Source organism: Burkholderia sp. MSMB0856 (genome assembly GCF_001524645.2).
Taxonomy (GTDB): domain Bacteria; phylum Pseudomonadota; class Gammaproteobacteria; order Burkholderiales; family Burkholderiaceae; genus Burkholderia; species Burkholderia diffusa.
This window is the reverse complement of the sequence record NZ_CP013428.1, coordinates 820,479-844,104: the sequence shown is the minus strand read 5'-3', so window position 1 is coordinate 844,104 and position 23,626 is coordinate 820,479. Positions and strand designations below refer to the sequence as shown.

Here is a 23,626-nt window from a genome sequence, read left to right as displayed (position 1 = left end):
CGCACCGGCGGCCGGGCACGGCGGACGCGGCGGGCGGCCGCGTTCTGCCCGCATCCTAGCACTCCGGCCGGCGCGCCGGGAGGTCGCGAACCGCGCATCGTCGTCCGTGCTTTCATCCGAGGATCAAGGCCGTCGCAGGTCGAGCGTGAACGGGAATTCGCGGCTCGGCGCAGCGGCCGACACGTCCATCCGCCCCGGCGTGTGGCCCATCGCGACGAAGCGCGCGAGCCGGCGGCTCTCGGCCTCGTACGCGTTGACCGGGAACGTCGCGTAGTTGCGCCCGCCCGGATGCGCGACGTGATACCGGCAGCCGCCGAGCGAGCGTTGCAGCCACGTATCGACGATGTCGAACGTGAGCGGCGCATGCACGCCGATGGTCGGATGCAGCGCCGACGGCGGCGCCCATGCCTTGTAGCGCACGCCCGCGACGTATTCGCCGACGGTGCCGGTCGGCTGCAGCGGCAGCGCGCGGCCGTTGACGGTCACGACGTGCCGGTTGTCGTTCAGCCCGGTCACGCGCACTTCGAGCCGTTCGACCGACGAATCGACGTAGCGCACCGTGCCGCCGGTCGCACCCTCCTCGCCCATCACGTGCCACGGCTCCAGCGCGCCGCGCAGCGACAGCTGCATCCCGTTCACCGCGATCTGGCCGAACAGCGGGAAGCGGAATTCGAAGTGCGGCGCGAACCACGCCGCATCGAACGCGAAACCGGCGTCGCGCAGCTCGGCCAGCACGTCGTCGAAATCCATCTTCAGGAACGCCGGCAGCATGAAGCGATCGTGCAGCGCGGTGCCCCAGCGCGTGAGCGGCGTCGTGTACGGCACGGCCCAGAAACGCGCGACCAGCGCGCGCAGCAGCAGTTGCTGCACGATGCTCATCCGCGCATGCGGCGGCATCTCGAACGCGCGCAGTTCGAGCAGGCCGAGCCGCCCGGTCGACGAATCGGGCGAATACAGCTTGTCGATGCAGAATTCGCTGCGGTGCGTGTTGCCGGTCACGTCGATCAGCAGGTTGCGCAGCACGCGGTCGACGAGCCACGGCGGCATGTCCTGCCCGTACAGCAGCTTGTTGCGCTGGATTTCTGCGAATGCGATGTCGAGCTCGTAGACCTGGTCGTTGCGCGCCTCGTCGACGCGCGGCGCCTGGCTCGTCGGACCGATGAACAGCCCCGAGAACAGGTACGACAGCGACGGATGGTTGTGCCAGTACGCGATCAGGCTCGCGAGCAGGTCCGGGCGGCGCAGGAACGGGCTGTCGGCCGGCGTCGCGCCGCCGAGCACGAAGTGGTTGCCGCCGCCCGTGCCGACGTGCCGGCCGTCGACCATGAACTTCTCGCTGGACAGGCGCGACTGCCAGGCCGCGTCGTACAGGAATTCGGTCTGGCCGACGAGTTCGTCGAAGCTCTTCGCCGGATGGATGTTCACCTCGATCACGCCGGGATCGGGCGTGACCTGCAACAGCTTGAGCCGTGCGTCGCGCGGCGGCGGATAGCCTTCGAGCACGAGCTTCACGTCGAGCGCGTGCGCGGTCAGCTCGATCGCGGCGAGCAGGTCGAGATAATCTTCGAGCGCGGCGAGCGGCGGCATGAACAGATACAGGATGCCGTTGCGCACTTCGGCGCACAGTGCGGTACGCGTGATCCACGCGGCCGATTCGAAGCGTTCGGGGCGGCGCTGCGCGTCCGGCGCGCCATGCGCATGCCGTCCGCCGGCGGCCGTGTCGTCGCTGCGCCATTGCATGACCGTTTGCACGGGTGCTTCGCGATGCGCGCCGGCCAGGTAGCGCGGCGCGTCGGCCGTGCCCGCGTGACGCGCACGGAACGCGGCCGCGTCCGGCAGCGCGTCGCGCGGCGCGAACGGATCGCGTTCGACGAGGTACGGATAGTCGGCGCCGGCGACCCACGGCAGCGAATCGAGCGGCAGTCGATAGCCCATCGGCGAATCGCCGGGCACGAGGTACATCCGCTCGTCGCGGAAGAACCACGGGCCCGTCTGCCAGCGCGGGCCGTCGAGGCCCGGCCGGCCCGGCACGTCGTCCGCGCGCTTGATCGGCAGCACGTAGCCGACCACGCTGTCGAGCTGCTGGTCGAACACCTTGCGCAGCCGCGCGCGTTCGAGCTCGTCGTCGAGGCGCGAATCGAACGGATCGACGTTGACGGGCAGCCGGCGCTCGCGCCACAGGTAGTACCAGACGTCCTCGTAGCCGGGCCGCACGAATTCGTCGGTCAGGCCGAGGCGCGCGGCCAGCGCGTCGATGAAGCGCTTCGCGTCGTCGGTCGTGCACGCGGACGGTTCGCGCTCGTCGGCGAACAGCGACGGATCGTGCCACACGGGCTGGCCGTCGGCGCGCCAGAAGATCGACAGCGCCCAGCGCGGCAACTGCTCGCCCGGATACCACTTGCCCTGCCCGAAATGCAGGAAGCCGCCTTCGCCGTATTCGGCGCGCAGCCGCTGCACGAGTTCGGTCGCGTAGCCGCGCTTGGTCGGGCCGAGCGCATCGGTGTTCCACTCGGCGCCGTCGCGATCGTCGATCGACACGAAGGTCGGCTCGCCGCCCTGGGTGAGCCGCACGTCGCCGGCCGTCAGCGCGCCGTCGACCTGCGCGCCGAGCGTGCGCACGGCGTCCCACTGCGACTCGGTATACGGCTTCGTCACGCGCGGCGATTCGTACACGCGCGTCACCGCCATCTCGTGTTCGAACGCGACTTCGCATTCGTCGATCAGCCCTTCGACCGGCGCGGCGCTGGTCGGCTGCGGCGTGCACGCGAGCGGGATATGCCCTTCGCCGGCAAGCAGGCCCGAGGTCGGATCGAAGCCGATCCAGCCCGCGCCCGGCAGATAGACTTCGCACCACGCGTGCAGGTCGGTGAAGTCGACCGACGTGCCGCTCGGGCCGTCGAGCGCCTTCACGTCGGGTGTGAGCTGGATCAGGTAGCCGGACACGAAGCGCGCGGCGATGCCGAGGTGCCGGCACAGCTGCACGAGCAGCCACGCGCTGTCGCGGCACGACCCGGACGCGAGCTCGAGCGTCTGCTCGGGCGTCTGCACGCCCGGCTCCATCCGCACGAGATAGCCGATGTCGTGCTGCAGTTGCTGATTCAGCGCGACGAGGAAGTTCACGGTGCCGGCCGGCGTGCGGTCGACGCCGTCGAGATACGCGCGGAACAGCGGCGCCGCGCTCGTCTGCGGATCGCACGCGAGGTACGGCGCGAGTTCCGTCTTCAGCGCATCGTCATAGTTGAATGGATATTGCTCCGCGCTCGCTTCCAGAAAGAAGTCGAACGGGTTGTACACCGACATCTCGGCAACCAGGTCGATCGTGATCTCGAAGTGTTCGGTGCGTTCCGGAAACACGAGCCGCGCGAGATAGTTCGAGAACGGGTCCTGCTGCCAGTTGATGAAGTGCTGCGCGGGCTCGACCGTCATCGAATACGCGACGATCGGCGTCCGGCAGTGCGGCGCGGGCCGCAGCCGCACGATCTGCGGGCCGAGGTTGACGGGCCGGTCGTAGCGGTAGCGGGTGGTGTGATGCAGCGCGACGTGGATGGGCATGGGAGAGCCGCTCGGTTCGGGTTGGGCCGGCCGCGCGCGCCGCGTCGCCGTCGCTGCGGCGGCACGGCACGGCGGATTCGGCGAAGGGGTGCGTCAGACCAGTTCCGGCGACTGCACGACGCTGATCTCGATGCCGACGATGCTCGCGCCGAGTCCCGTCACCGGCTGCGCGTCGCGAGCGTCGAGGCCGACGGCGATGCGCACGTAGCGCTCGTCCGGGCAGCGGTTCATGAACGGATCGAAGCCGACCCAGCCGAGCCCTTCGACGTAGGCCTCCGCCCATGCATGACCGGCCGGCTGCTGCATCAGCGCGGCGGCCTGCGGCTGCGCGCCGAGCGCCGCCTGCGGCAAGCCCTGCGACTGGGCCGCGTGCGATGCGCCGAGCGCCTGCTGCATGCCGTCGCCGCTCTGCAGCGCGAGCGCCTCCTCTTCCTCGTCGTCCGCCGCGCTCTGCTTCGCGTCGGCGATGCGCTGCATCGCGCTGTCGGCGAGCACGTAGCCGGAGATATAGCGCGCGGGCACCTTCAGCGCGCGCGCGGCCGCGATGAACGCATGCGCATGGTCGCGGCTCGTGCCCTCGCCGCTTTGCAGCGCGGTTTCGGCATCGACCGGCGCGTCGGCCAGGTTCGGCGCGTACGCGATGCGGCCATGCACTTCCGTCATCAGCCAGTGCAGCGCGTCGAGGCTGTGCGGCTCGATCGGCAGCGCCTGCGTGAGTTCGCGCACGGTGTCGCCGGCCTTCGTGAGCGCGGTCTCGCGCTCGAAGATCCACGGCGGCGCATAGCCCTCGGAGTTGCCGAGAATGCCGGCGCGGTCCTGCGTCTCGACGACGCCGGCCGCGACCACGACGATCTCGCTCTTCGCGCCGCGGTCGTGGCGCACGAGGTCGATCCGGTTGCCGAGCCCGTCCGTGTAGGACAGCGCCGGCTCGACGCCTTCGATCGTGACCTGCCACGCGCGCACCGTCTGCCCGGGCCCCGATTGCGGGCGCAGCCGCAGCCGTTGCAACGCGTAGGTGGCTTGATCGTCGAACTGATAACGCGAGATGTGTCGGATGGCGAGTCGCATGGCAAGTCTCAGTCGAAGTTGTAGGCCTGGGCGATGTCGATCCCGAGGCTGTTGTTGCGGCCGATGAAGTCGGTCAGGAACTCGTGCAGGCCGCTCTTGAAGATGCGCTCGACCGAGGTGTCGGACAGCATCTGCAGAATCTTCGTGGCCGTGTCGTGACACGGGTGTGTCACGCCGTAATCCTTCGCGAGCATGTTCAGGCTCGACACCACGCGCCCGTAGCAATAGCGCAGCGAACGCGGCATGCGGCCATTCAGGATCAGGTAATCGGCGATGTTCATCGGCTTGTACTGCACGTCGTACACCCAGCGATACGAGCGGTGCGCGGCCACGCAGCGCAGGATCGTCTCCCACTGGTAGTTGTCGAGGATCGTGCCGACGTGCGACACCGACGGCAGCAGCAGGTGGTATTTCACGTCGATAATCCGCGCGGTGTTGTCGGCGCGCTCGACGAACGCACCGATCTGCGCGAAATCGAAGATCTCGTTGCGCAGCATCGTGCTGTAGAAGCTGCCGAGGATCAGCGCGGTTTCACGCTTCACTTCGTCGAGCACCGCCGGCAGCCCGCTCTCCGGCACCGGCTGCGCGAGCGCGTGGCGCAGCGCGAGCCATGCGCCGTTTACACTCTCCCACGCCTCGCGGGTGAGCGCCGTGCGCACCATCCGCGCGTTCGAGCGCGCGTTCTCGATGCATGACAGCACGCTCGACGGGTTGTCGCGATCGCGCAGCAGATAGTCGGTCACGGTATCGGCGGCATATGCGTCGTACTTCTGACGATAGCCTTCGTCCGCGCCCGAGCTGACCAGCACCGACGACCATTCGGCCGGCGCGTCGGACGTGCGCGTGAGCGCCATCCGCAGCCCGGCATCCACGATGCGCGCGATGTTCTCCGCGCGCTCGATATAGCGGTACATCCAGTAGAGACCGCTCGCAGTTCGTCCCAGAAGCATCTCGTGTCCACTCCGTCTTCGTTCGGTTCGCGCGCCGGCTGCGGCGCGCGCGGTCGTGCCCGGCTCAGTCGGCCAGCACCCAGGTGTCCTTGGTGCCGCCGCCCTGGCTCGAGTTGACGACGAGCGATCCCTCCTGCAGCGCGACGCGCGTGAGCCCGCCCGGCGTGATGCGGATCCGGTCCGACACCAGCACGAACGGCCGAAGGTCGACGTGGCGCGGCGCGAGGCCGGCTTCGGTCAGGATCGGCGTCGTGGACAACGCCAGCGTGGGTTGCGCGATGTAGTTCGCGGGACGCGCGCGCAGCTTCGCGGCGAACGCCTCGAGTTCGGCCTTCGATGCGCACGGGCCGACCAGCATCCCGTAGCCGCCGGAGCCGTGCACTTCCTTCACGACCAGTTCGTCGAGATGGTCGAGCACGTATTTCAGGCTGTCGGCCTCACCGCAGCGCCAGGTCGGCACGTTCTCCAGCAGCGCCTTACGGCCCGTGTAGAACTCGACGATCTCCGGCATGTACGAGTAGATCGCCTTGTCGTCGGCGATGCCGGTGCCGGGCGCGTTCGCGATCGTGATGTTGCCGGCGCGGTAGACGTCCATGATCCCGGCCACGCCGAGCACCGAATCGGGGCGGAACGTGAGCGGATCGAGGAACGCGTCGTCGACGCGGCGGTACAGCACGTCGATCGGCCGGAAGCCTTCGGTGGTGCGCATCGCGACGCGGCCGTCGACCACCTGCAGGTCGCTGCCCTCGACGAGGTGCACGCCCATCTGGTCGGCGAGGAACGAATGTTCGTAGTACGCGGAATTGTGGATGCCGGGCGTGAGCACGGCGATGGTCGGGTTGTCGGCGTTGCCGCCCGGCGGGCACACGGCCGCGAGCGACTGCCGCAGCATCTGCGGATAGGTCTCGACCGGGCGCACCTTGACCTGCTGGAACAGCTCGGGGAAGAGCTGCATCATCGTCTCGCGGTTTTCCAGCATGTACGACACGCCCGACGGCGTGCGCGCGTTGTCCTCCAGCACGTAGAACTCGTTCTCGCCGGTGCGCACGATGTCGACGCCGATGATGTGCGTGTAAACGTTCCCGGGCGGCCGGAAATCGATCATCTCCGGGATGAACGCCTCGTTGTGCGCGATCAGATGCTTCGGCACGATGCCGGCGCGCACGATCTCCTGGCGGTGGTAGATGTCGTCGAGGAACGCGTTGAGCGCCATCACGCGCTGCTCGATGCCGAGCGACAGCCGGCTCCATTCCGCGCCCGAGATGATCCGCGGCACGATATCGAACGGAATCAGCCGCTCGGCGGCCTGCGCGTCGCCGTATACGGCGAACGTGATGCCCGTCCTGCGGAACACGCCTTCCGCGTCGTGGGCCTTCTGGGCGAGGCTCGCGGGGTTCTGCGTGTCGAGCCACTGCTTGAGGCGCGCGTAAGGCGCCCTCACCATGTCGCCGGATTGCAGCATTTCATCGAATGGCTTCATCGATCTTTTCTCCATCGATCGTTTTCCCCGGCATTGCGCATGCCGGACCGGCGTACTGACTGCCTTGCAAGGAACGTGCCTTGCGATATTCCCTCAGGTTCCCCCTTTTTGTCGCACGGCCGGCACGCCCCCGCGGCACGCCGCACCACGATGGTGCGATGCGCACGACGCAGGACGCGCCGGAGGCGTGCCGTGCCCGCGCACGGCCTCTGCTGCACCGCGCCTGTCGAACATAGTTCCCCTGCGTGTCACGACTGTGCAATCTGCACTGCACCAATCCTTCCCCTGCCGGCGCGCCTCGGCGAATCTCCGCGCCACCGGCCGGCAGCGGTGCCGCGCCTGCGTCGGCGCGGCTTCCCCCGTCGCCGTGCGATCGCCCGCGCCCCGCCACCTTCCCGCCCGATCTTGCCGCATCGCAGCGAACCGCGACGCGGCATCGGCGAGCCATTGCGGCGACCCGCCCTGCACCGCGACGGGGATTGCGCCACATCTTTCGGTTGCCCGGGCGGAATAGCGGAAAGGCGAGCCGGCGCGCGCAGGTGCGCGGCCGGCCCTGGGGGGAAGTACCGTCTGCGGCAAGTCGGGGAGTTCGACGCAGTGAACTAACCGGTTAGCCGGGTCCGGCACCTCAACCGTATGTAGCCGTAATCCCGCCGACAACGCCCATGCATATTTCGACTAACACCGATCGAAAAAAAACATCGGCTCCGATGCGCGAGGCGCGGTACGCTACCAAACCGGTTCAGTGAAACGGCGCCGCCGCCTTCCGGCGCCGACTATAAAAAGCGAAGATCAACATGGAAGCAAAGTGGCTGGAAGATTTCCTGAGCCTTGCGGATACCAAGAGTTTTTCCCGGGCCGCGCGTCATCGGCACCTCACGCAGTCGGCATTCAGCAGACGAATCGCCGCGCTCGAAACATGGATGGACGCGAAGCTGGTCGACCGCAGCATCAACCCGATCGCGCTAACGCCGGCCGGGCAGATGTTCCGCGGGCTGGCCGCGGACATCCTGCGCAGCATGTATGCGGCACGCAACCTCGTGAACGGCTACGACCAGTTCGCCGCAAGCGACCAAGTGGTGCGCTTCGCGGTCGCGCATACGCTCGTATTCACGCTGTTCCCCGAATGGCTCAAGCAGTTGAACGGCGAAGTCGGCCACGTGACCGCGCGCGTGAACGCGGTGAACGTGCCCGAAGGCGTGCAACAACTCGTCGAAGGTGAATGCGATCTGCTGCTCGGCTATCACCATCCGCAATTGCCGATCGTGCTCGATCCGAACCACTTCCCGTTCGTCACGCTCGGCGTCGAGCGGATCCTGCCGGTGTCGACGCCCGACGCGCGCGGCAAGCCGGTATTCGAACTGCCCGGCACGCCGGACGCGCCGCTGCCGCTCCTCGCGTATTCGTCGGGCGCGTTCCTCGGGAATGTCGTCGAGATGCTGCTGCTGAACGCGTCCGAATCGTATGCGCTGCATCGGTGCTTCGAGACGCACATGTCCGAGGCGTTGAAAGGAATGGTCGTGGCCGGGCACGGCATCGGCTGGCTGCCCGAAAGCTGCGTGGCGAAAGAACTCGCGGATGGTTCGCTCGTTCGTGCGGGCTCGGCGGACTGGATCACCGAGCTCGAGATTCGCCTGTACCGGTCGGCCCGCAAGCGCGGGCTCGCGGCCGAGCAGTTGTGGACCTACATCATGAACCGCCCGCGCGTCGCGGCCGACGGCACGCGTGCGGCCGAGCCGTCGATCGAGCCGGCCGTGCGCATCGCGCGCCGCAGCGCCGGCGGCAGCCGGTAACACCCTCCACCGCCCCTCATCGCCCGATTTACCGGAGCGCTACGCGGATGCAATCCGCGCGGCGCTCCGGTATTTCATGTTCGCCGTCGCGAAGCATTTTTCGATCCCGCTTTGTCTTCAATATGCGTTCCGCACGCTCGATCAATTCCACGATACCGCCAAACGTTTGCGAATCCGAATGAATTGTCGACTTGGATGACGGAAATACCCTGTTACACAACATATCAAAAGTTTCGATTTTCATGTAACGACAATCTCGCCAAAAACGTCATACCAGCCCTTTCGATTTAGCTGACCTGTGCTTCAGGATTCATCATGATGCGCCGATGACAGAGGCAAGTCTTCCTTTTATCAGTCGTTATTTTTCGGCACAAAATTCGGTACCACTTACGTCGGAAAATTTCGAAATGGTCATCGCTACCGGCGAGCAAATTTCATGTTCGGCAATATCGACTTTGTTCAGTGCTGATCCATTTCGTCGAATGAGTACCAATCCTATTTAAATAAGACATTTAAAGCATGTCCCATTCGGGCCACACGCGATTGTTTGTTCAAAACCCATCGTGTATCAATAGCATGTCGCAAAAAGAACGTCGCCCATTTCAAATCGGAATAAATGCGCTGTCAGCGATTTCGGATGGAGGTTGCAATGTCTTCCTCGTTTGAACAGCATGCTCGCCCGCTCCTCGGCATCGTCGTATCCGCACTCTGCATCAACGCCGCGGCACAGACCCAGCCCCCGGCACCCTCGTCCGACGCCGAGGCCGGGCGATACATGATTTCGTACATCTGCGGTGATGCGCGAATCGACGGTACGGCACCGCTCCCCCCCGATGGCCGCCCTTACAACCTCGGCGTGTCGTTCGTATCAGGCGCGAACGGGCAACCGCTGTCCAACGTGCAGGTGCGGCTGCGACGGCATGGCCGCGTGCTCGTCGAATTCAAGGCAACGGGGCCGCGCTGTCTGTTCAGCGTGCCCGATGCAAGTTACCGGGTCGAGGGCACCTATCAGGGCTCGACCCAATTCGCGGTCGTCGAAACGGGCGCACTCACCACGCAGTTGCGGTGGTGAGCGTCGGTTGAATCCGCATGGCGATGGCATGTGCGCGCGTCGTGCGTTGCGATCCGTCGAATCGAGGAGGACTGAATGACTCGTGCAGAACGACCGGACGGCTCGCCCGTCCGTCAGTCGAAGCCCGCCTGGGGCCCCGGAAAGAGTGCGGCACTCAGCATCATTGCGTTTGCCGCGATCTTCGGCGGTTTCGCGTACGTCCAGCGGGACGCGGGAGTCGGCCATGCAACCGTGACGCACGACATCGCCGGCATGATCGGCAGCGCCGTCGGAAAGTATCGCGACGCCATTGCGGCCGCGACGGCCGACGCCTCCCGCGCGGCATCGACCGTCGCGCAGGCCGAGCCGGTTACGCCTTCCGTACCGGGAACGCCGTTTGCGTCGGCAACATCTGCCGTGTCGGCCACGGCGGCGCCGGCCGCGCCGCCACGCACGACTGCCCGCGCCGCCGCGAAACACCCGCACCCCGCGCATGTGCCGCCCACAACGCTCGCGGCCAACGCGCACGCCGCATCGGCCGGCGGTCGCGCGGCGCGGCCCGGCGACACGCACCGTACGTCACGTTCGCAGGCGCTCGCAAGCACGAAAAAACACACCGACCCCGCGCCGCGTCGTCAACCGCAATCGTATCTCGCCGACTCGCCGCACATGGAGGCCACCAGCGTCACGCGCGACGAACTGGAAGGCGCGCGCGCACTGGCCCGGGCGCGCTGGTGCGCCCGGATCGACGAATGGAATTGCGTGGAGCAGAACGCGAGCCGCGCGCTCGCCATCGACCCGAAAAACAGCGAATCGCGCGCGCTGCTTGGACAAGCGATCCGCAACCGCCTGTGAAGCGGCCGGATGCCGCCGGGCCTCGCTGCCGGCGGCACGACGACCGGCGACGCGCGTCGTCGGGCGTGCAACCGATGTGATCGTTTCAGAGTGAGGAGACATCGTGGCTAACAATCGTAGGCAACAATGCACCACCGCCGCTCCGCCCAACCGGCGGATCCTCCTGCATGCGCCATTGCTGTTGCTGCTCATCGCGTCCGGCTCCTGTCTTGCCGCCGAAGGCGACGCGGCCCCGGGCGGCGCGAGCGAAATCGCCGGGACGCGCGGCGCGGCGGATGCGCTGCCGCCCGACATGCAACCGACGGCGGCGTCGCTGGGAATCGCCCAGGGTCGGAAGGCCCTGCCCCCGCAGGCGCCGACGCCGATCGCGCAGGCATCGGATGCGTCGATGCAGCTCGCGCAGGCGTCGGACCCGCCACCGCAGGTGATGCCGACCACGGTCGTGGTGGATCCCGACGTCGCCCAGCCGAGCGAACCGGCGCCGGGCGCGCCGATCCAGATCGCCCAGGCGACCGATACCGCGCCGCCGAGTACGCCGCCACCGATCGAGCCGACGTCGAGCGCCCCGATGCAGCCGGCCCAGGCATCCGACACCGCGCCGTCAAATATGCCGGCACCCGTCGCGCAGGCATCGGACGCGCCGATCGGCGTCGCCCAGGCCGCGAACCCGCAGCCGCCCGACACGTCGGCGCAAACTACCGCGACAACGTCCGACACACCTGCGTCCAGTCCGCCCGCGCCCGTCGCGCACACACCGGAGCCGCCGCCGCAACCCGCGCAGGCCGTAACCCCCGCGCCCTCGAATTCCGCGACGCAAACCGCGCAGGCCTCCGGCACCCCGATGCCTGGCTCGCCCGCGCCCGTCACCCAGACACCGGGCTCGCCACCCCCGTCCTCCGTGACGCCGAATTCACAGACGCCCGGCGCCCAGCTGCCCGGCGAGCAGACGCAACGGTCGCAAGGCCCCGACGTCGAAGCGCCGAATGCCCAGATGCCGAATCTGCGTACCGCCGACGTCGCGACGGTGCGCAACGACGTGTTCGGCCTCGCGGCGAGCGGCGGCGCGATCCAGGCGCTCGAGGAAGCGAAGGCACGGCCCGATGCGTTCTCCGCCGTCGACGTCGCGCAGCTGGAGGAACTGGCGATTCGCCAGCAGGTGCGCGGCGGACGCGACAAGTCGCGCTCGATGACGAGTTCCGACCGCTTCGACGGCCTCGACAGCGCGCTGCACGCCGCGGACGACCTCGACAAGCGGATGCCGGCCACGCCCGAATATTCGCCGGTCAGGACGGCGCTCGCGGGGGACCGCACCGTCGCCTACGCGGCGCGCGGCGACATGACGAAGGCCGTCGCGACGTTCGAGACGATTCCGTCCGACGCGGAGATCTCGATCGACGCGCTGGCGGCCGTCGGCGACGCCTACCTCTACCTGAGCGAACCGGCCAAGGCGAACGGCGTGTACCAGCGCGCGCTGAAGCAGGCGACCGCCGCGCCGACGGACCGCGCGACCCGCGGCTTCCAGTACGGTGCACGCACGCGTGCGATCGAACTGCGCGAAGGGCTGTTCTGGTCGTACGTCGACCAGGGACGCGCGGCGGACGCGAAGCAGGTGCTCGACGACATCGGCAACTCGCTGCCGCCGGCCAAGGAGGTGCGCAACTACGGTCCGGAAGAAAGCGACTTTCTGCGCTACTACCGGCTACGCGCGCAATACCTGATTTATACGGGCCGCGTCGACGAAGGGATCGCCGCGCTCGAGCAGCTCGAGCAACAGGTGCCGTTCAATGCGGAGGTCCGTGCCGCGCATGCCGACGCGGTGTCGGGCCAGGCGCATCCGCGCCAGGCGATCGCGATGTATCGCGCTTCGCTGACCGACCACCCGGACAGCGTCGAGATGCTCGCGGGCCTCGGCCGCGCGGCGCTCGTGGCGGACGATTACGCGACCGCGAAGTACGTCGACCAGACCGTGGACAACGTGTTTCCGGACAGCGGCGCCGTGCGCGGTTTCAAGCGCGACTACAAGGCATACCGCAGCCCCGTGTTCACGACCGACCTGAGTTTCGAGCACGGCAACAGCGCGCTGGCCGACAACAGCTTCACGTCGGACAGTTATGTGTATTCCCAACCATTCGGCGACAACTGGCGCGTCTTCTCGCACACGTTCTTCGGCCATGCGCAGACCGACTCCGGCAGCGTCAGCCGCACGCGCACCGGCGTCGGCGGCGACTACCGGCACGGGCCGCTCACCGTGCAGGGCGAAGTCACGCGCTCGTTCGGCGCAGACGGCCGAACCGGCGGCCGCGGATCGATCGCGTACGCGCTGAACGACTACTGGACGGTCAACGCCGGGCTCGATACCAACGACAACTCGCTGCCGTGGAAGGCGTATGCCGCGCACATCTGGGGCCGCTCGGCGAACGTCTCGGTCGTGTATCGGCAGAACGATCGTCGCGAGGTCAAGCTGAACTACGGCGTGAGCCGGTACAGCGATTCGAACCTGCACCAGGAAATCACGGCAATCGCCACGCAGCGCGTGTACACGTCCGCCAATCAGCTCGTCAACGTATCGCTGGATCTCGGCACCGACAGCAACACGCGCCACGACGCGCCCTACTTCAGCCCGAGCCGCGACTACGCGGCCGCGGCGACCGTCATGCACCAGCTGACGCTGTGGAAGAAGGGCGACATGTCGCTGCAGCAGCGCGTATCGGTGTCGGGCGGCGTGTACAACGAGCGCGGCTTCGGCACCAGCCCGCTGTGGAGCGCACGCCTCGAGCACGCGTGGACGTTCAAGCACGACATCACGCTGAGCTACGGCGTCGAGGTCAGCAGCCACGCGTACGACGGCCAGCGCGAGCGCTCCGAAACCGGCTTCCTGTCGGTCAACCTGCCGTTCTAGCAAGGAGATCGCTCAATGCAAACCAGACGGACCTTCATGTGCGGATGCCTCGGCACGTTCACCGCCTGTTCGCTGTTCCCGGGCGTGACGAACGCCCGGATGATCGACCTGCTGCCGCCGTCCGATCCGGCCGACGGCAAGACGTTCCGCGTGATCTGCCTGCACGACGTGCGCGACAACCTGATGGCGTCGTTCTCCTCCCCGTCTGCGATGGTCGACCCGTTCGCGGTCGATACCGGCACGCTGACCGCGATCTTCTCGTGGCTGCAGACCAACAACTACCACACCATCACGGTCAAGCAGATCGAGGAATCGCGGCACGGCGGCAAGCCGCTGCCGCCGCGCGCGGTGCTCCTCACGTTCGACGACGGCTACCGCAGCCACTACACGAAGGTGCTGCCGCTGCTCGAGCGCTTCAAGTATCCGGCCGTGATGGGCATCGTCACGGCGTGGATCGATGCGCCGCCGAATGCGCCGATCCGCATCAGCGACAAGATCCAGGTGCCGCGCGACTACTTCATGTCGTGGGAGGAGGTGCAGAAGGTCGGTCAATCTCACCTCGTCGAGCTCGGCTGCCATACCCACAACCTCCATCACGGCGCGGTCGCGAATCCGCAAGGCAACGAATTGCCGGCGACCACGTCGCACCTCTACCTGCAGAACGAGAAGCGCTATGAAACCGACGCCGAATTCGAAGCGCGCGTGCACGACGACCTTCAGACATGCGTGCGGCAGATCCGCGAACGCACCGGCATCGTCGCACGCTCGATGGTGTGGCCATACGGTGCGGAAAACCAGCCCGTGCGCAAGATATCGACGTCGCTCGGCATGGACATCCAGTTCAGCCTCGATGCCGGCCCGAATACGCCGGACGTGCCGCTGGACCGGCTGAGGCGGATCCTGATGATGTACGACGTCGACATCGGCGGGTTCGAGCGCTCGATGCGCGAGCCGGCGTCCAACCGCGGCGACGTCGACGTGCCCGAGCGCATCGTGCAGGTCGATCTCGATCAGGTCTACGATCCCGATCCCGCGCGGCAGGAAGCGAATCTCGGCAAGCTGATCGAGCGCATCTACCGGATGCAGCCGAAATCGGTGTACCTGCAGGCCTACGCCGACCCGAAAGGCACGGGCGTGGCCGAAGCCGTGTATTTCCCGAACCGGCACCTGCCGATGCGCGCCGACCTGTTCTCGCGCGCCGCGTGGCAGCTCAACACGCGCTCCAACGTGCAGGTCTACGCATGGATGCCGGTGCTCGCGTTCCGGCCGCCGCCGGACAAGCATCAGGGGCTCGAGGCCGTCAGTGCATACGGCGGCGCGCCGGCCCGCGAGAACGGCACGCGCGTGTTCCGGCTGAGCCCGTTCGATCCGGAAGCGCGGCTGATGATCCAGCAGATCTACGAGGATCTCAGCAAGCACGCGTCGTTCAGCGGCATCCTGTTCAGCGACGACGCCGTGCTCGACGACTACGAGGATGCGGGCCGGCATGCGCTACGAACCTATTCGCAGTGGGGGCTGCCGGCCGACGTCGGCAAGATCCGCGAGAGCCCCGACCTGATGAAGCGCTGGACGCGCCAGAAGTCGCGCTACCTGATCGACCTGACCCGCCAGCTCGAGCAGATCGTGCTCGCGCACCAGAACGTGGGCGACGTGCTGACCGCGCGCAACATCTTCGCGATGCCGGTGCTCAAGCCCGAGTCGGAAGCGTGGTACGCGCAGAACTACGACGATTTCCTTGCCACCTACGACTACGTCGCGCTGATGGCGATGCCGTACATGGAACAGGCGAAGGACCCCGAGGGCTGGCTCGACCAGCTCGTGCGCACCGTCCGTACGAAGCAGCGCGGGCTGCAGCGCACCGTGTTCGAACTGCAGTCGTACGACTGGCACGCGCACAAGGACGTGCCGGCCCGCACGCTGCTCGCTCAGATGCGGCGACTGCGCAGCGAGGGCGCGGTGAATTTCGGCTACTACCCCGACAACTTCCTGAACGGCCAGCCGGAGCTCGACGCGATGCGCGACGTGATGTCGCTGAAGTCGCGCCTCGATCCGACCTCGATCAACGCGCTGATGCAGATGCAGCATGCGCAGGGAACCAAGACGCCATGACCACCCACAGCATCATCCAGCGCCTGCAGGATTTCGTCTTCTACTATCCGTTCTTCATGTCGTATCTGTGGATGATCGGTGGCGTCGTCCATTACTTCCTGCTCGAGGAAGGCCGCGAGCTGTCGACGCGCACGATCGCGGCGAGCGGAATCCCGAAGATCTCGATCGTCGTGCCGTGCTTCAACGAAGCGGCGAACGCGCGCGGCGTGATCCGCCACCTGAACGCGATGGACTACCCGAACTACGACATCATCGCGGTCAACGACGGCAGCAAGGACCGCACCGGCGAGATCCTCAACGAGCTGGCCGTCGAGATCCCGCGGCTGCTCGTGATCCATCACGCGCGCAACGAAGGCAAGGCGGTCGGGCTCACCACCGCGGCCGCGGTATCGAACGCGGAATACCTGCTCTGCATCGACGGCGACGCACTGCTCGCGCACGACGCGATCGGCTGGATGCTCGAGCATTTCCTGACCGATCCGGGCGTCGGCGCGGTCACGGGCAACCCGCGCATCCGCACGCGCACGTCGCTGCTGGGGCGCATGCAGGTCGGCGAATTCTCGTCGATCGTCGGGCTGATCAAGCGCACGCAGCAGGTGTACGGCCGCATCTTCACGGTATCGGGCGTGATCACGATGTTCCGCAAGACCGCGCTCGCCGATGTCGGCTACTGGAGCTCGGACATGCTGACCGAGGACATCGACATCAGCTGGAAGCTGCAGTGCCGCGACTGGCGCGTCGTGTACGAGCCGCACGCGCTCAGCTGGATCCTGATGCCCGAGACGCTGAAGGGGCTCTACCGGCAGCGGCTGCGCTGGGCGAAGGGCGGCATCCAGGTGCTGCTCAAGTACGCGGGCACGCTCGCGCGACCGACGCAGATGATGATGTGGCCACTGTTCGTCGAGTATCTGATCGGCATCGCGTGGGCCTATTCGATGTCGTTCATCCTGCTGCTCGCGCTGATCGACGTCGTCTATCCGCTTCCGCAGACCTGGCATGTATCCGTGGTGCCGCACTGGCACGGGATGCTGCTGGTCGCGACCTGCATCCTGCAGCTGATCATCGGCAGCATGATCGATCGTCGTTACGACGAAAAACTCCTGATGTATTTCCTTGACACCGTCTGGTACCCCGTCGCGTTCTGGTTGATCAGCATGGTCACCACCGTCGTCGCCCTGCCCGCCGTCGTATTGCGGGGCCGCGGCAAGCGCGCCGTTTGGGTCAGTCCCGACCGAGGCATTCAACATGAAGAACGCGCCGATTATTGATCTTTCCCTGCGCGCCCCGCGCGAACTGATCGCCGAACGCGGCGGCATCGTCGGGCCCGTGCTCGTCGCGTGGTTCCGCCTCGTGCGGCCCGCGCTGGTCGGAGGTGTGTGGGCGTCGATCTGCATCTATACGTACCGCTACCTGCTGCCGTTCAACGAGGCCGAGATGCCGATCGAGCAGATCGTGTTCTACGTGACGAGCATCGCGCTGATCGCCGGCACGATCGTCATGTGGCTGATCGCGGGACGTGTCGTGCATCCGCTCGCGTACCGGTTGCGCGTCTCGAAGATGCTGCGGCGCTCGGCCAGCGTGAAGATGCGCTCGCTGCCGCCGACCGCGCTCGCGGGCGCCCGCCGGCGCGGCGCGCGGCGCACGTCGCGCATTCTCGTCGCGTCGCACGATGCGAACGGCTCGATCTCGGGCATCGAATGGATCACGCACGCGGGACCGCAGCCCCGCGAATAGGTCACCGGAGACGTGCCGCGCCGGACGCGACGCATGCCGCGCGACGCGACACCGCTCCTGGATTCGCGCCGTCGCGTGTCGTGCGCCTGCCTGCAACTTCCTGTAAACGAGGTGAATCATGTGCGGAATCGTCGGAGCAAGCGGCCTGAACAATCAGGTGCCGCAACTGGTCAATGCACTGAGCCGGCTCGAGTATCGCGGTTACGACTCGTGCGGCATCGCCGTGCTGCGTGACGGCCGCCTGCGCAGCGAACGCACGCTGCGACGCGTGGCGGACCTGCAGGACCGCGTGGTGACGCTCGGCCTAGAAGCGCAGACGTGCATTGCGCACACGCGCTGGGCGACGCACGGCGCGCCGTCGGAAATGAACGCGCACCCGATCATGTCGGGCGACACGATCGCGGTCGTGCACAACGGGATCATCGAAAACCACGATGCGTTGCGTGCCGAACTGCGGGAGCGCGGCTACACGTTTCGCGGCGAGACCGACACCGAGGTGATCGCGCATCTGATCCACAGCATGTATCGCGACGACCTGTTCGATGCCGTCACCCGCGCGGTCAAGCGGCTGCACGGCGCGTACGCGATCGCCGTGCTGAGCGCGCGCGAGCCGCAGCGGCTCGTCGCCGCGCGCGCGGGCTCGCCGCTCGTGATCGGCATCGGCGCGGACCAGAACTACCTCGCGTCCGACTGCGCGGCGCTCGGCGACCTGACCGACCGCTTCGTCTACCTGGAAGACGGCGACGTCGCGCTGATCACGCCGGAACGGATCGACGTGGTGGACGCGATCGGGAGCGAGGCCCAGCGTCCGCTATGCCTGGTCAAGGCGCGCGACGACGACGCCGCGCTCGGCCCGTATCAGCACTTCATGCAGAAGGAAATCTTCGAACAGCCGAAGGCGATCGCCGCCACGATCGACGGTGTCGACACGATTTCGCCAGCGCTGTTCGGCGGCAGCGACAGCACGCGCGCGCTGCTGTCGAAGACCCGGAGCGTGCTGCTGCTCGGCTGCGGCACCAGCTACTACGCGGGCCTCACTGCGAAATACTGGCTCGAGAGCATCGCAGGCATTCCGGCGCAGGTCGAGATCGCGAGCGAATACCGCTACCGCGACACCGTGCCCGATCCGCGCACGCTGGTCGTCGGTATTTCGCAGTCCGGCGAAACTGCCGACACCATCGGCGCGATCGAGCGCGCGCGCGCGATGGGCCAGGATATGTCGATGGCGATCTGCAACGTGGCGACCAGCTCGATCGCGCGCGGCGCGCCACTCAGCTTCCTGACGCGAGCCGGCATCGAGCTCGGCGTCGCATCGACCAAGGCGTTCACGACGCAGCTCGTCGCGCTGTTCGTGCTGACGCTGACGCTCGCGCAGCAACGCGGCCGGCTCGATGCGGCGCATGTCGCGATGCACCTGAAGAAACTGCACGAACTGCCGGATCGCATCGCTCACGCACTCGCGCTGGAAACGCAGATCATGGGCTGGGCCGCGAAGTTCGCGCGCACCGAGAACGCGCTGTTCCTCGGGCGCGGCATTCACTATCCGATCGCGCTGGAAGGTGCGCTGAAGCTCAAGGAAGTGTCGTACATCCATGCGGAAGGCTATCCGGCCGGCGAACTGAAGCATGGCCCGCTCGCACTCGTCACGAGCGCGATGCCGGTCGTCACGATCGCGCCGGACGACCGCCTGTTCCAGAAGCTCAAGTCCAACATGGCCGAGGTGCGCGCGCGCGGCGGTCGGCTGTACGTGCTTGCGGGCCATCATCTCGAGATCGACGCCGATCGCGACACGCACCTGATCCGCGTGCGCGAATCGGGGGACGCGCTGTCGCCGATCGTCAACGTGATCCCGCTGCAGCTGCTCGCGTATCACGTCGGGTGCGCGCGCGGCGCCGATGTCGACAAGCCGCGCAACCTCGCGAAATCAGTCACCGTCGAATGATGCGACGGCCGGTCGCGACGCCGATCGCCACCGTGCGTGCCCGTGCGGGCGCGCGCGCCGCCGCGTGGCGTGTCGCGACCGTGCTCTGCGGCGCGTATTGCGCCGTCGCCGCACCGTCGCACACATTCGCCGGCGCACCGGTCGTGCACACCGTCACCGTGCAGGCGCCCGCGTCGCCGCAGGACAGCGGCGACCCGCGGCGCTTCATGCACGGAATCGGCGTGGCCGACGCCGGCGACGGCCGGCGCTGGGTGTTCTTCAGCAGCTCGGGTATCGCGCCGCGCGGCGCGCTGCGCAACGGCAACTGGCCGCACGACGTGTACGTCGGCGAATGGCTGCCGGGCAAGCCGCGTCTGCTGCGCGTCCGTACGTTCATCAGCCGCCCGGAAGCGCAGGAGCCCGTATCGATCGCGCAGAATCAGCGCGGCGACATCTTCGTCACGTTCGAGGACGGCTGGAACACGCCGCAGGAGGTCAGCCAGCGCTACGGCGTCTATCGGCGCGACCTGAAGCCGATCAAGCCCTACCCGAACGACGTCGAGGCGGGCGGTCACTCCGGGCATGTCGCCGCGGTCGGCGAACGCTTCGTCGTGTTCTATTCCGCCGACTGGATCGACGGCGGCGGCGTCGACAACCTCGGCACCGGCAACGGCGTCTACGTGAAAACCTACGATGCCGACGGACGCGTGCTGAATCACGTGCCGGTCGCGCCGCACCGCCGCGAATGGTGGCCCGTGGTCGCCGGCTCGCCGCACCGCGCGCTGCTCGTCTGGCAGAAATTCATCGAAGGCAGCACGGATGCGACGCTCGAATACGCGATGTTCGATCCGGTCACGGCGAAGCTCGACAAGCTCGGGCCGCTGAGCGACGCGATCCAGTACTACGTGTATTCGTCCGCGTACGTGCCGGCGATCGACCGCTTCGTCGTCGTCACGACGACGGCGGACAATCGCGGCGTCGCAATGCTGATCGACCCGGACGGCCGCCGCCTCGCGACACTCGACTGCCTGCCGGCGTCGGTGCGGGAATCCGGAATCGGCGTCGACGGCACGCATGCGTATGTGCCAACGCGCGACGGGCGGCTGCTGACGCTGGCGCTAACGCCGACGGGCATGTCGGTGAGCGGCGCGCAGCGCTCGCCGATTCCGTGGGGTTCGACCGGCATCGCCGGGTTCGCGGCACGCGGCGGGACGATGCATTTCGTATCGCTGACGTCGTCCGGGACGCGCGAAGCCGATTTCGACACGGCAAGGGAAACGCCTTTGCCGAAGACCGACGCGCAGTGTCCGACACATTGACGGCGATGCGAACGGGACCGGACCGACACCGTCGCCCCGTGTAATTGCGCAGCCGGCCGACTTGCGCAATGCGATCCCGCCCGCTGCCGCCGGCCGGCGCGATCGCCGCCACTGCTCCGATCCCGCATCGAATTCGCCAGCGACGCCCGTACCGGCTAGACTGTCGCCCGATTCCATCCACCGGCCGCGCGCTCGCCTCCCCGCCGCCGCCGGAACGCCCCCCACGGAGAACGAATGCTGAAGCGCCGGTGGTTTTCGCTGTTGCTGGTGACGGTGTGTCTGATCGCGACGCGCGCGTCCGCGCAGGGCTCGCTCGAACTCGAGACCGACAGCACGCCTCGCGTGCTGACGCGCCAGGCGCTGCTCGCGCGCGCCGACGCGACGGACATCCACGTGCCGCGCGACATCGCGTACGGCCGGCCGATGACGTTCCGCGCGGTGCCGTTCGCCGCCCTGCTCGGCGACACGCCGCTGCCGGCGGACGGCGTGCTCGAAACACGCGCGGCCGACGGTTTCGCCGCGCAACTGCCGCTGGATCTCGCGCGCCGCCGTGCGCCGGCCGGCGCCGTCGCGTGGCTCGCGATCGAGGACCCCGCGCATCCGTGGCCGAAGCTGCCGGGCAAGCAAGTCAGCGCCGGGCCGTTCTATCTCGTGTGGCTCGGGCCGGACGCATCGTCGGTGCGCGGCGAGCAATGGCCGTATCAGATCGTTCGCATCACGATCGAATCGTCGCCGCTCGCGCGCTGGCCATCGCTCGCCGTCGATCCCGCGCTGCCGACGAACGATCCGGCCCGCGCGGGCCAGCGACTGTTCGTCACGCAATGCCTCGCGTGCCATCGCCTCGACGGCGCGGGCAGCAGCCAGGCCGGCCCCGACCTGAACGCGCCGATGAATCCGGTCGACTACTTCCAGCCCGCCGCGCTGCGCCGCTACATCCGCAACCCGGCATCGGTGCGCGACTGGCCGGGCCGCGTAATGCCGGCGTTCCCGCCCGATCAGCTGAGCGACCGGGAGCTCGACCAGATCGTCGCCTACCTCGCGTTCATGGCGCGGCACAAGGCGGGCAAGTAAGCCGCGCCCGTCACGCGCGCATCACGCGCCCGGTTCCTGCGCGCTTTGCAGCACCGCGCGCAACAGCACGTCGGCGCCCGCCGCCGACCATTCCGGCGTGATCGCCTCGGCCTCGTTGTGGCTCAGCCCATCGACGCACGGCACGAAGATCATGCCCGTCGCCGCGACGCGCGCGATGTAGCACGCGTCGTGACCCGCACCGGAAACGATGTCCATGTGCGGCAGCCCGAGCGCCTGCGCCGCATCGCGCACCGCGTCGATGCAGTGCGGCGCGAACGGCACCGGCGGATACGTGAAGATCTGCTCGATCCGCGCACCGAGGCCGGCGTCGGCCGCGACGCGCGCTAGTTCCGCACGCAGCGCCGCGTCGAGCTCGTCGAGCACCGCATCGTCGGGATGGCGAAACTCGACCGTGAAGAAGCAGCCGCCCGGCACCGTGTTACGCGAATTCGGCCGCGCCTCGATCATCCCGACCGTCGCGCGCGCATGCGGCGCATGGCGACGGCCGAGCGCATCGACGAATTCGATCATCCGCGCGGCACCCACCAGCGTGTCGCGCCGGAATTCCATCGGCGTGGTGCCCGCGTGCGCGTCGACGCCCGTCAGCGTTACCTCGTACCAGCGCTGCCCCTGCCCGGCGGTCACGACGCCGATCGTCTTGCCGGCGCGTTCGAGAATCGCGCCCTGCTCGATATGCAGTTCGTAGGCGGCATGCACCGGATAGCCGCCGACAGGCTCGGCGCCCGCGTAGCCGATCCGCGCGAGTTCCTCCCCGATCGTCCTGCCCGCGCCGTCGGTGCGCGACAGCCCGTATTCGAGCGGATAGACGCCCGCGAACACGCCGGCCGAGATCATCGCCGGCGCAAAGCGCGAACCTTCCTCGTTGGTCCAGATCACGACGTCGATCGGCCGCTCGGTCTCAATCCCCGCATCGTTCAGCGCACGCACGACCTCGAGGCCGCCGAGCACGCCGTAGATGCCGTCGTAGCGGCCGCCGGTCGGCTGCGAATCGGCGTGCGAGCCCGTCATCACCGGCGCGGCATCGGGATTGCGGCCCGCGCGGCGCGCGAACACGTTGCCCATCCGGTCCACCCGCACCGTGCAGCCGGCATCGCGCGCCCACTGCACGAACAGGTCGCGCGACTCGCGGTCGAGGTCGGTCAGCGCGAGACGGCAGACGCCGCCTTTCGGCGTCGCGCCGATTTGCGCCATCCGTTCGAGCGACGCCCACAGCCGCGCGCCGTCGACGCGCGGTGCATCCGCGAAATCGTCACGCATTGCCGGCCTCCGGGGCGTCGACCTGCGGCGCCGCCTGCAGCGCATAGCGGAAATCGCAGCGCTTGCCGCCCTGCATGATCGTGCTCGTGCGCGTCAGCGCGATGCGCGGGTCGTAACCCTCGATGAAATAGCTGTCGCGCGCGCAGCTCAACAGGTGGCCGATCTCGCCAAGCCCCATCGCGTGATACATCTCCGCGTAGCTGCAGCGATGCACGTCGTAGTCGTAGTGCGCGTCGTCCGCTCGATGCACCTCGACGTCGAGCGCGTCGTCCTTCTCCCACAGCACCTGCAGCGCGATGAACGATTGAACGCTCGTGCCGTCGGGCTCCTGCGCGGCGAACGTGCGGCCCGCGTCGACGGCCGCGCCGCGCACGGCTTCCGCGATCACGGCCTGCGCGCGCTCGGTGCCGAATTCCCGCTTCATGATCTCGTAGATCGGCTTGATGATTTCCGCTTCGATGCGGCGCCGCGCGAGAATGCCGAGGCGCGAGTCCTCGGGTACGGCCGTGGATGCATGTGTCGTGTCGGTCATGGGATTCGTCTCGG

At 67.6% G+C, this 23,626-nt stretch carries 16 protein-coding genes; 10 read left to right on the top strand and 6 right to left on the bottom strand.

What is annotated here, in order from left to right:
• Positions 1-123 precede the first annotated feature (123 nt).
• From WS87_RS21480 to WS87_RS21465, 4 genes are all read right to left on the bottom strand, one after another.
• A complete protein-coding gene (locus WS87_RS21480; protein ID WP_059818896.1) occupies positions 124-3,552 on the bottom strand; it encodes a transglutaminase family protein in 3,429 nt (1,142 codons plus the stop codon).
• Positions 3,553-3,645: 93 nt separating this feature from the next.
• On the bottom strand, positions 3,646-4,620 hold the full coding sequence (locus tag WS87_RS21475; protein ID WP_059818895.1) for a transglutaminase family protein: 975 nt from the start codon (positions 4,618-4,620) through the stop codon (positions 3,646-3,648).
• 8 nt (positions 4,621-4,628) lie between these two features.
• Positions 4,629-5,570: an alpha-E domain-containing protein gene (locus WS87_RS21470; RefSeq protein WP_059818894.1), complete on the bottom strand. Its 942-nt coding sequence runs from the start codon at positions 5,568-5,570 to the stop codon at positions 4,629-4,631.
• Positions 5,571-5,634: 64 nt separating this feature from the next.
• A complete protein-coding gene (locus WS87_RS21465) occupies positions 5,635-7,050 on the bottom strand; it encodes a circularly permuted type 2 ATP-grasp protein (protein WP_059450610.1) in 1,416 nt (471 codons plus the stop codon).
• Between the two features lie 797 nt (positions 7,051-7,847).
• Here WS87_RS21465 and WS87_RS21460 point away from each other — a divergent pair.
• The 10 genes from WS87_RS21460 (at position 7,848) to WS87_RS21415 (ending at position 21,802) form a co-directional block, all read left to right on the top strand.
• The gene (locus tag WS87_RS21460; RefSeq protein ID WP_059689878.1) at positions 7,848-8,843 is read left to right on the top strand and encodes a LysR substrate-binding domain-containing protein; all 996 of its coding nucleotides are present in this window, start codon (positions 7,848-7,850) and stop codon (positions 8,841-8,843) included.
• Positions 8,844-9,492: 649 nt separating this feature from the next.
• Positions 9,493-9,915 carry a hypothetical protein gene (locus tag WS87_RS21455; protein ID WP_059525671.1) on the top strand — a complete coding sequence of 141 codons (423 nt, stop codon included), beginning with the start codon at positions 9,493-9,495 and terminating at the stop codon, positions 9,913-9,915.
• Between the two features lie 75 nt (positions 9,916-9,990).
• Positions 9,991-10,749 (top strand): hypothetical protein, encoded by a 759-nt coding sequence (locus WS87_RS21450; RefSeq protein ID WP_059818893.1) that lies wholly within the window; start codon positions 9,991-9,993, stop codon positions 10,747-10,749.
• 103 nt (positions 10,750-10,852) lie between these two features.
• Entirely contained in the window at positions 10,853-13,648 is a 2,796-nt protein-coding gene (gene pgaA, locus WS87_RS21445) for a poly-beta-1,6 N-acetyl-D-glucosamine export porin PgaA (protein WP_059818892.1), read from the top strand.
• A 15-nt stretch (positions 13,649-13,663) separates the two neighbouring features.
• Positions 13,664-15,757, top strand: a complete 2,094-nt coding sequence (gene pgaB, locus WS87_RS21440) for a poly-beta-1,6-N-acetyl-D-glucosamine N-deacetylase PgaB (RefSeq protein WP_059818891.1) — start codon at positions 13,664-13,666, stop codon at positions 15,755-15,757.
• Entirely contained in the window at positions 15,754-17,025 is a 1,272-nt protein-coding gene (gene pgaC / locus WS87_RS21435; RefSeq protein WP_059818890.1) for a poly-beta-1,6-N-acetyl-D-glucosamine synthase, read from the top strand. Before pgaB ends, pgaC begins: the two co-directional genes overlap by 4 nt.
• Positions 17,003-17,491: a hypothetical protein gene (locus tag WS87_RS21430; RefSeq protein ID WP_059818889.1), complete on the top strand. Its 489-nt coding sequence runs from the start codon at positions 17,003-17,005 to the stop codon at positions 17,489-17,491. The genes pgaC and WS87_RS21430 overlap by 23 nt, the downstream gene beginning before the upstream one ends.
• 118 nt (positions 17,492-17,609) lie before the next feature.
• Positions 17,610-19,433: a glutamine--fructose-6-phosphate transaminase (isomerizing) gene (gene glmS, locus WS87_RS21425; RefSeq protein ID WP_059818888.1), complete on the top strand. Its 1,824-nt coding sequence runs from the start codon at positions 17,610-17,612 to the stop codon at positions 19,431-19,433.
• Complete coding sequence (locus WS87_RS21420) at positions 19,433-20,731, top strand: hypothetical protein (protein ID WP_082750679.1); 1,299 nt, start codon at positions 19,433-19,435, stop codon at positions 20,729-20,731. Before glmS ends, WS87_RS21420 begins: the two co-directional genes overlap by 1 nt.
• A gap of 234 nt (positions 20,732-20,965) precedes the next feature.
• Positions 20,966-21,802, top strand: coding sequence for a c-type cytochrome (locus WS87_RS21415; RefSeq protein ID WP_059818887.1), 837 nt, complete (start codon positions 20,966-20,968; stop codon positions 21,800-21,802).
• 21 nt (positions 21,803-21,823) lie between these two features.
• On the opposite strand, the gene WS87_RS21410 is transcribed toward WS87_RS21415, so the two are convergent.
• Together WS87_RS21410 and WS87_RS21405 are read right to left on the bottom strand one after the other, a co-directional pair.
• Positions 21,824-23,080 carry a Zn-dependent hydrolase gene (locus WS87_RS21410; protein ID WP_059818886.1) on the bottom strand — a complete coding sequence of 419 codons (1,257 nt, stop codon included), beginning with the start codon at positions 23,078-23,080 and terminating at the stop codon, positions 21,824-21,826.
• Positions 23,073-23,612: an L-2-amino-thiazoline-4-carboxylic acid hydrolase gene (locus WS87_RS21405; RefSeq protein ID WP_059819634.1), complete on the bottom strand. Its 540-nt coding sequence runs from the start codon at positions 23,610-23,612 to the stop codon at positions 23,073-23,075. The genes WS87_RS21410 and WS87_RS21405 overlap by 8 nt, the downstream gene beginning before the upstream one ends.
• Positions 23,613-23,626 lie beyond the last annotated feature (14 nt).

Excerpts from the sequence above, each read along its gene's own strand:
- WS87_RS21450 (WP_059818893.1), top strand. The coding sequence starts at position 9,991 with ATGACTCGTGCAGAACGACCGGACGGCTCGCCCGTCCGTCAGTCGAAG.
- WS87_RS21430 (WP_059818889.1), top strand. The coding sequence starts at position 17,003 with ATGAAGAACGCGCCGATTATTGATCTTTCCCTGCGCGCCCCGCGCGAA.
- WS87_RS21465 (WP_059450610.1), bottom strand. The coding sequence starts at position 7,050 with ATGAAGCCATTCGATGAAATGCTGCAATCCGGCGACATGGTGAGGGCG.
- WS87_RS21460 (WP_059689878.1), top strand. The coding sequence starts at position 7,848 with ATGGAAGCAAAGTGGCTGGAAGATTTCCTGAGCCTTGCGGATACCAAG.
- WS87_RS21475 (WP_059818895.1), bottom strand. The coding sequence starts at position 4,620 with ATGCGACTCGCCATCCGACACATCTCGCGTTATCAGTTCGACGATCAA.
- WS87_RS21470 (WP_059818894.1), bottom strand. The coding sequence starts at position 5,570 with ATGCTTCTGGGACGAACTGCGAGCGGTCTCTACTGGATGTACCGCTAT.
- WS87_RS21415 (WP_059818887.1), top strand. The coding sequence starts at position 20,966 with ATGCTGAAGCGCCGGTGGTTTTCGCTGTTGCTGGTGACGGTGTGTCTG.
- WS87_RS21455 (WP_059525671.1), top strand. The coding sequence starts at position 9,493 with ATGTCTTCCTCGTTTGAACAGCATGCTCGCCCGCTCCTCGGCATCGTC.
- WS87_RS21480 (WP_059818896.1), bottom strand. The coding sequence starts at position 3,552 with ATGCCCATCCACGTCGCGCTGCATCACACCACCCGCTACCGCTACGAC.
- WS87_RS21410 (WP_059818886.1), bottom strand. The coding sequence starts at position 23,080 with ATGCGTGACGATTTCGCGGATGCACCGCGCGTCGACGGCGCGCGGCTG.
- WS87_RS21420 (WP_082750679.1), top strand. The coding sequence starts at position 19,433 with ATGCGACGGCCGGTCGCGACGCCGATCGCCACCGTGCGTGCCCGTGCG.
- glmS (WP_059818888.1), top strand. The coding sequence starts at position 17,610 with ATGTGCGGAATCGTCGGAGCAAGCGGCCTGAACAATCAGGTGCCGCAA.
- pgaC (WP_059818890.1), top strand. The coding sequence starts at position 15,754 with ATGACCACCCACAGCATCATCCAGCGCCTGCAGGATTTCGTCTTCTAC.
- WS87_RS21405 (WP_059819634.1), bottom strand. The coding sequence starts at position 23,612 with ATGACCGACACGACACATGCATCCACGGCCGTACCCGAGGACTCGCGC.
- pgaB (WP_059818891.1), top strand. The coding sequence starts at position 13,664 with ATGCAAACCAGACGGACCTTCATGTGCGGATGCCTCGGCACGTTCACC.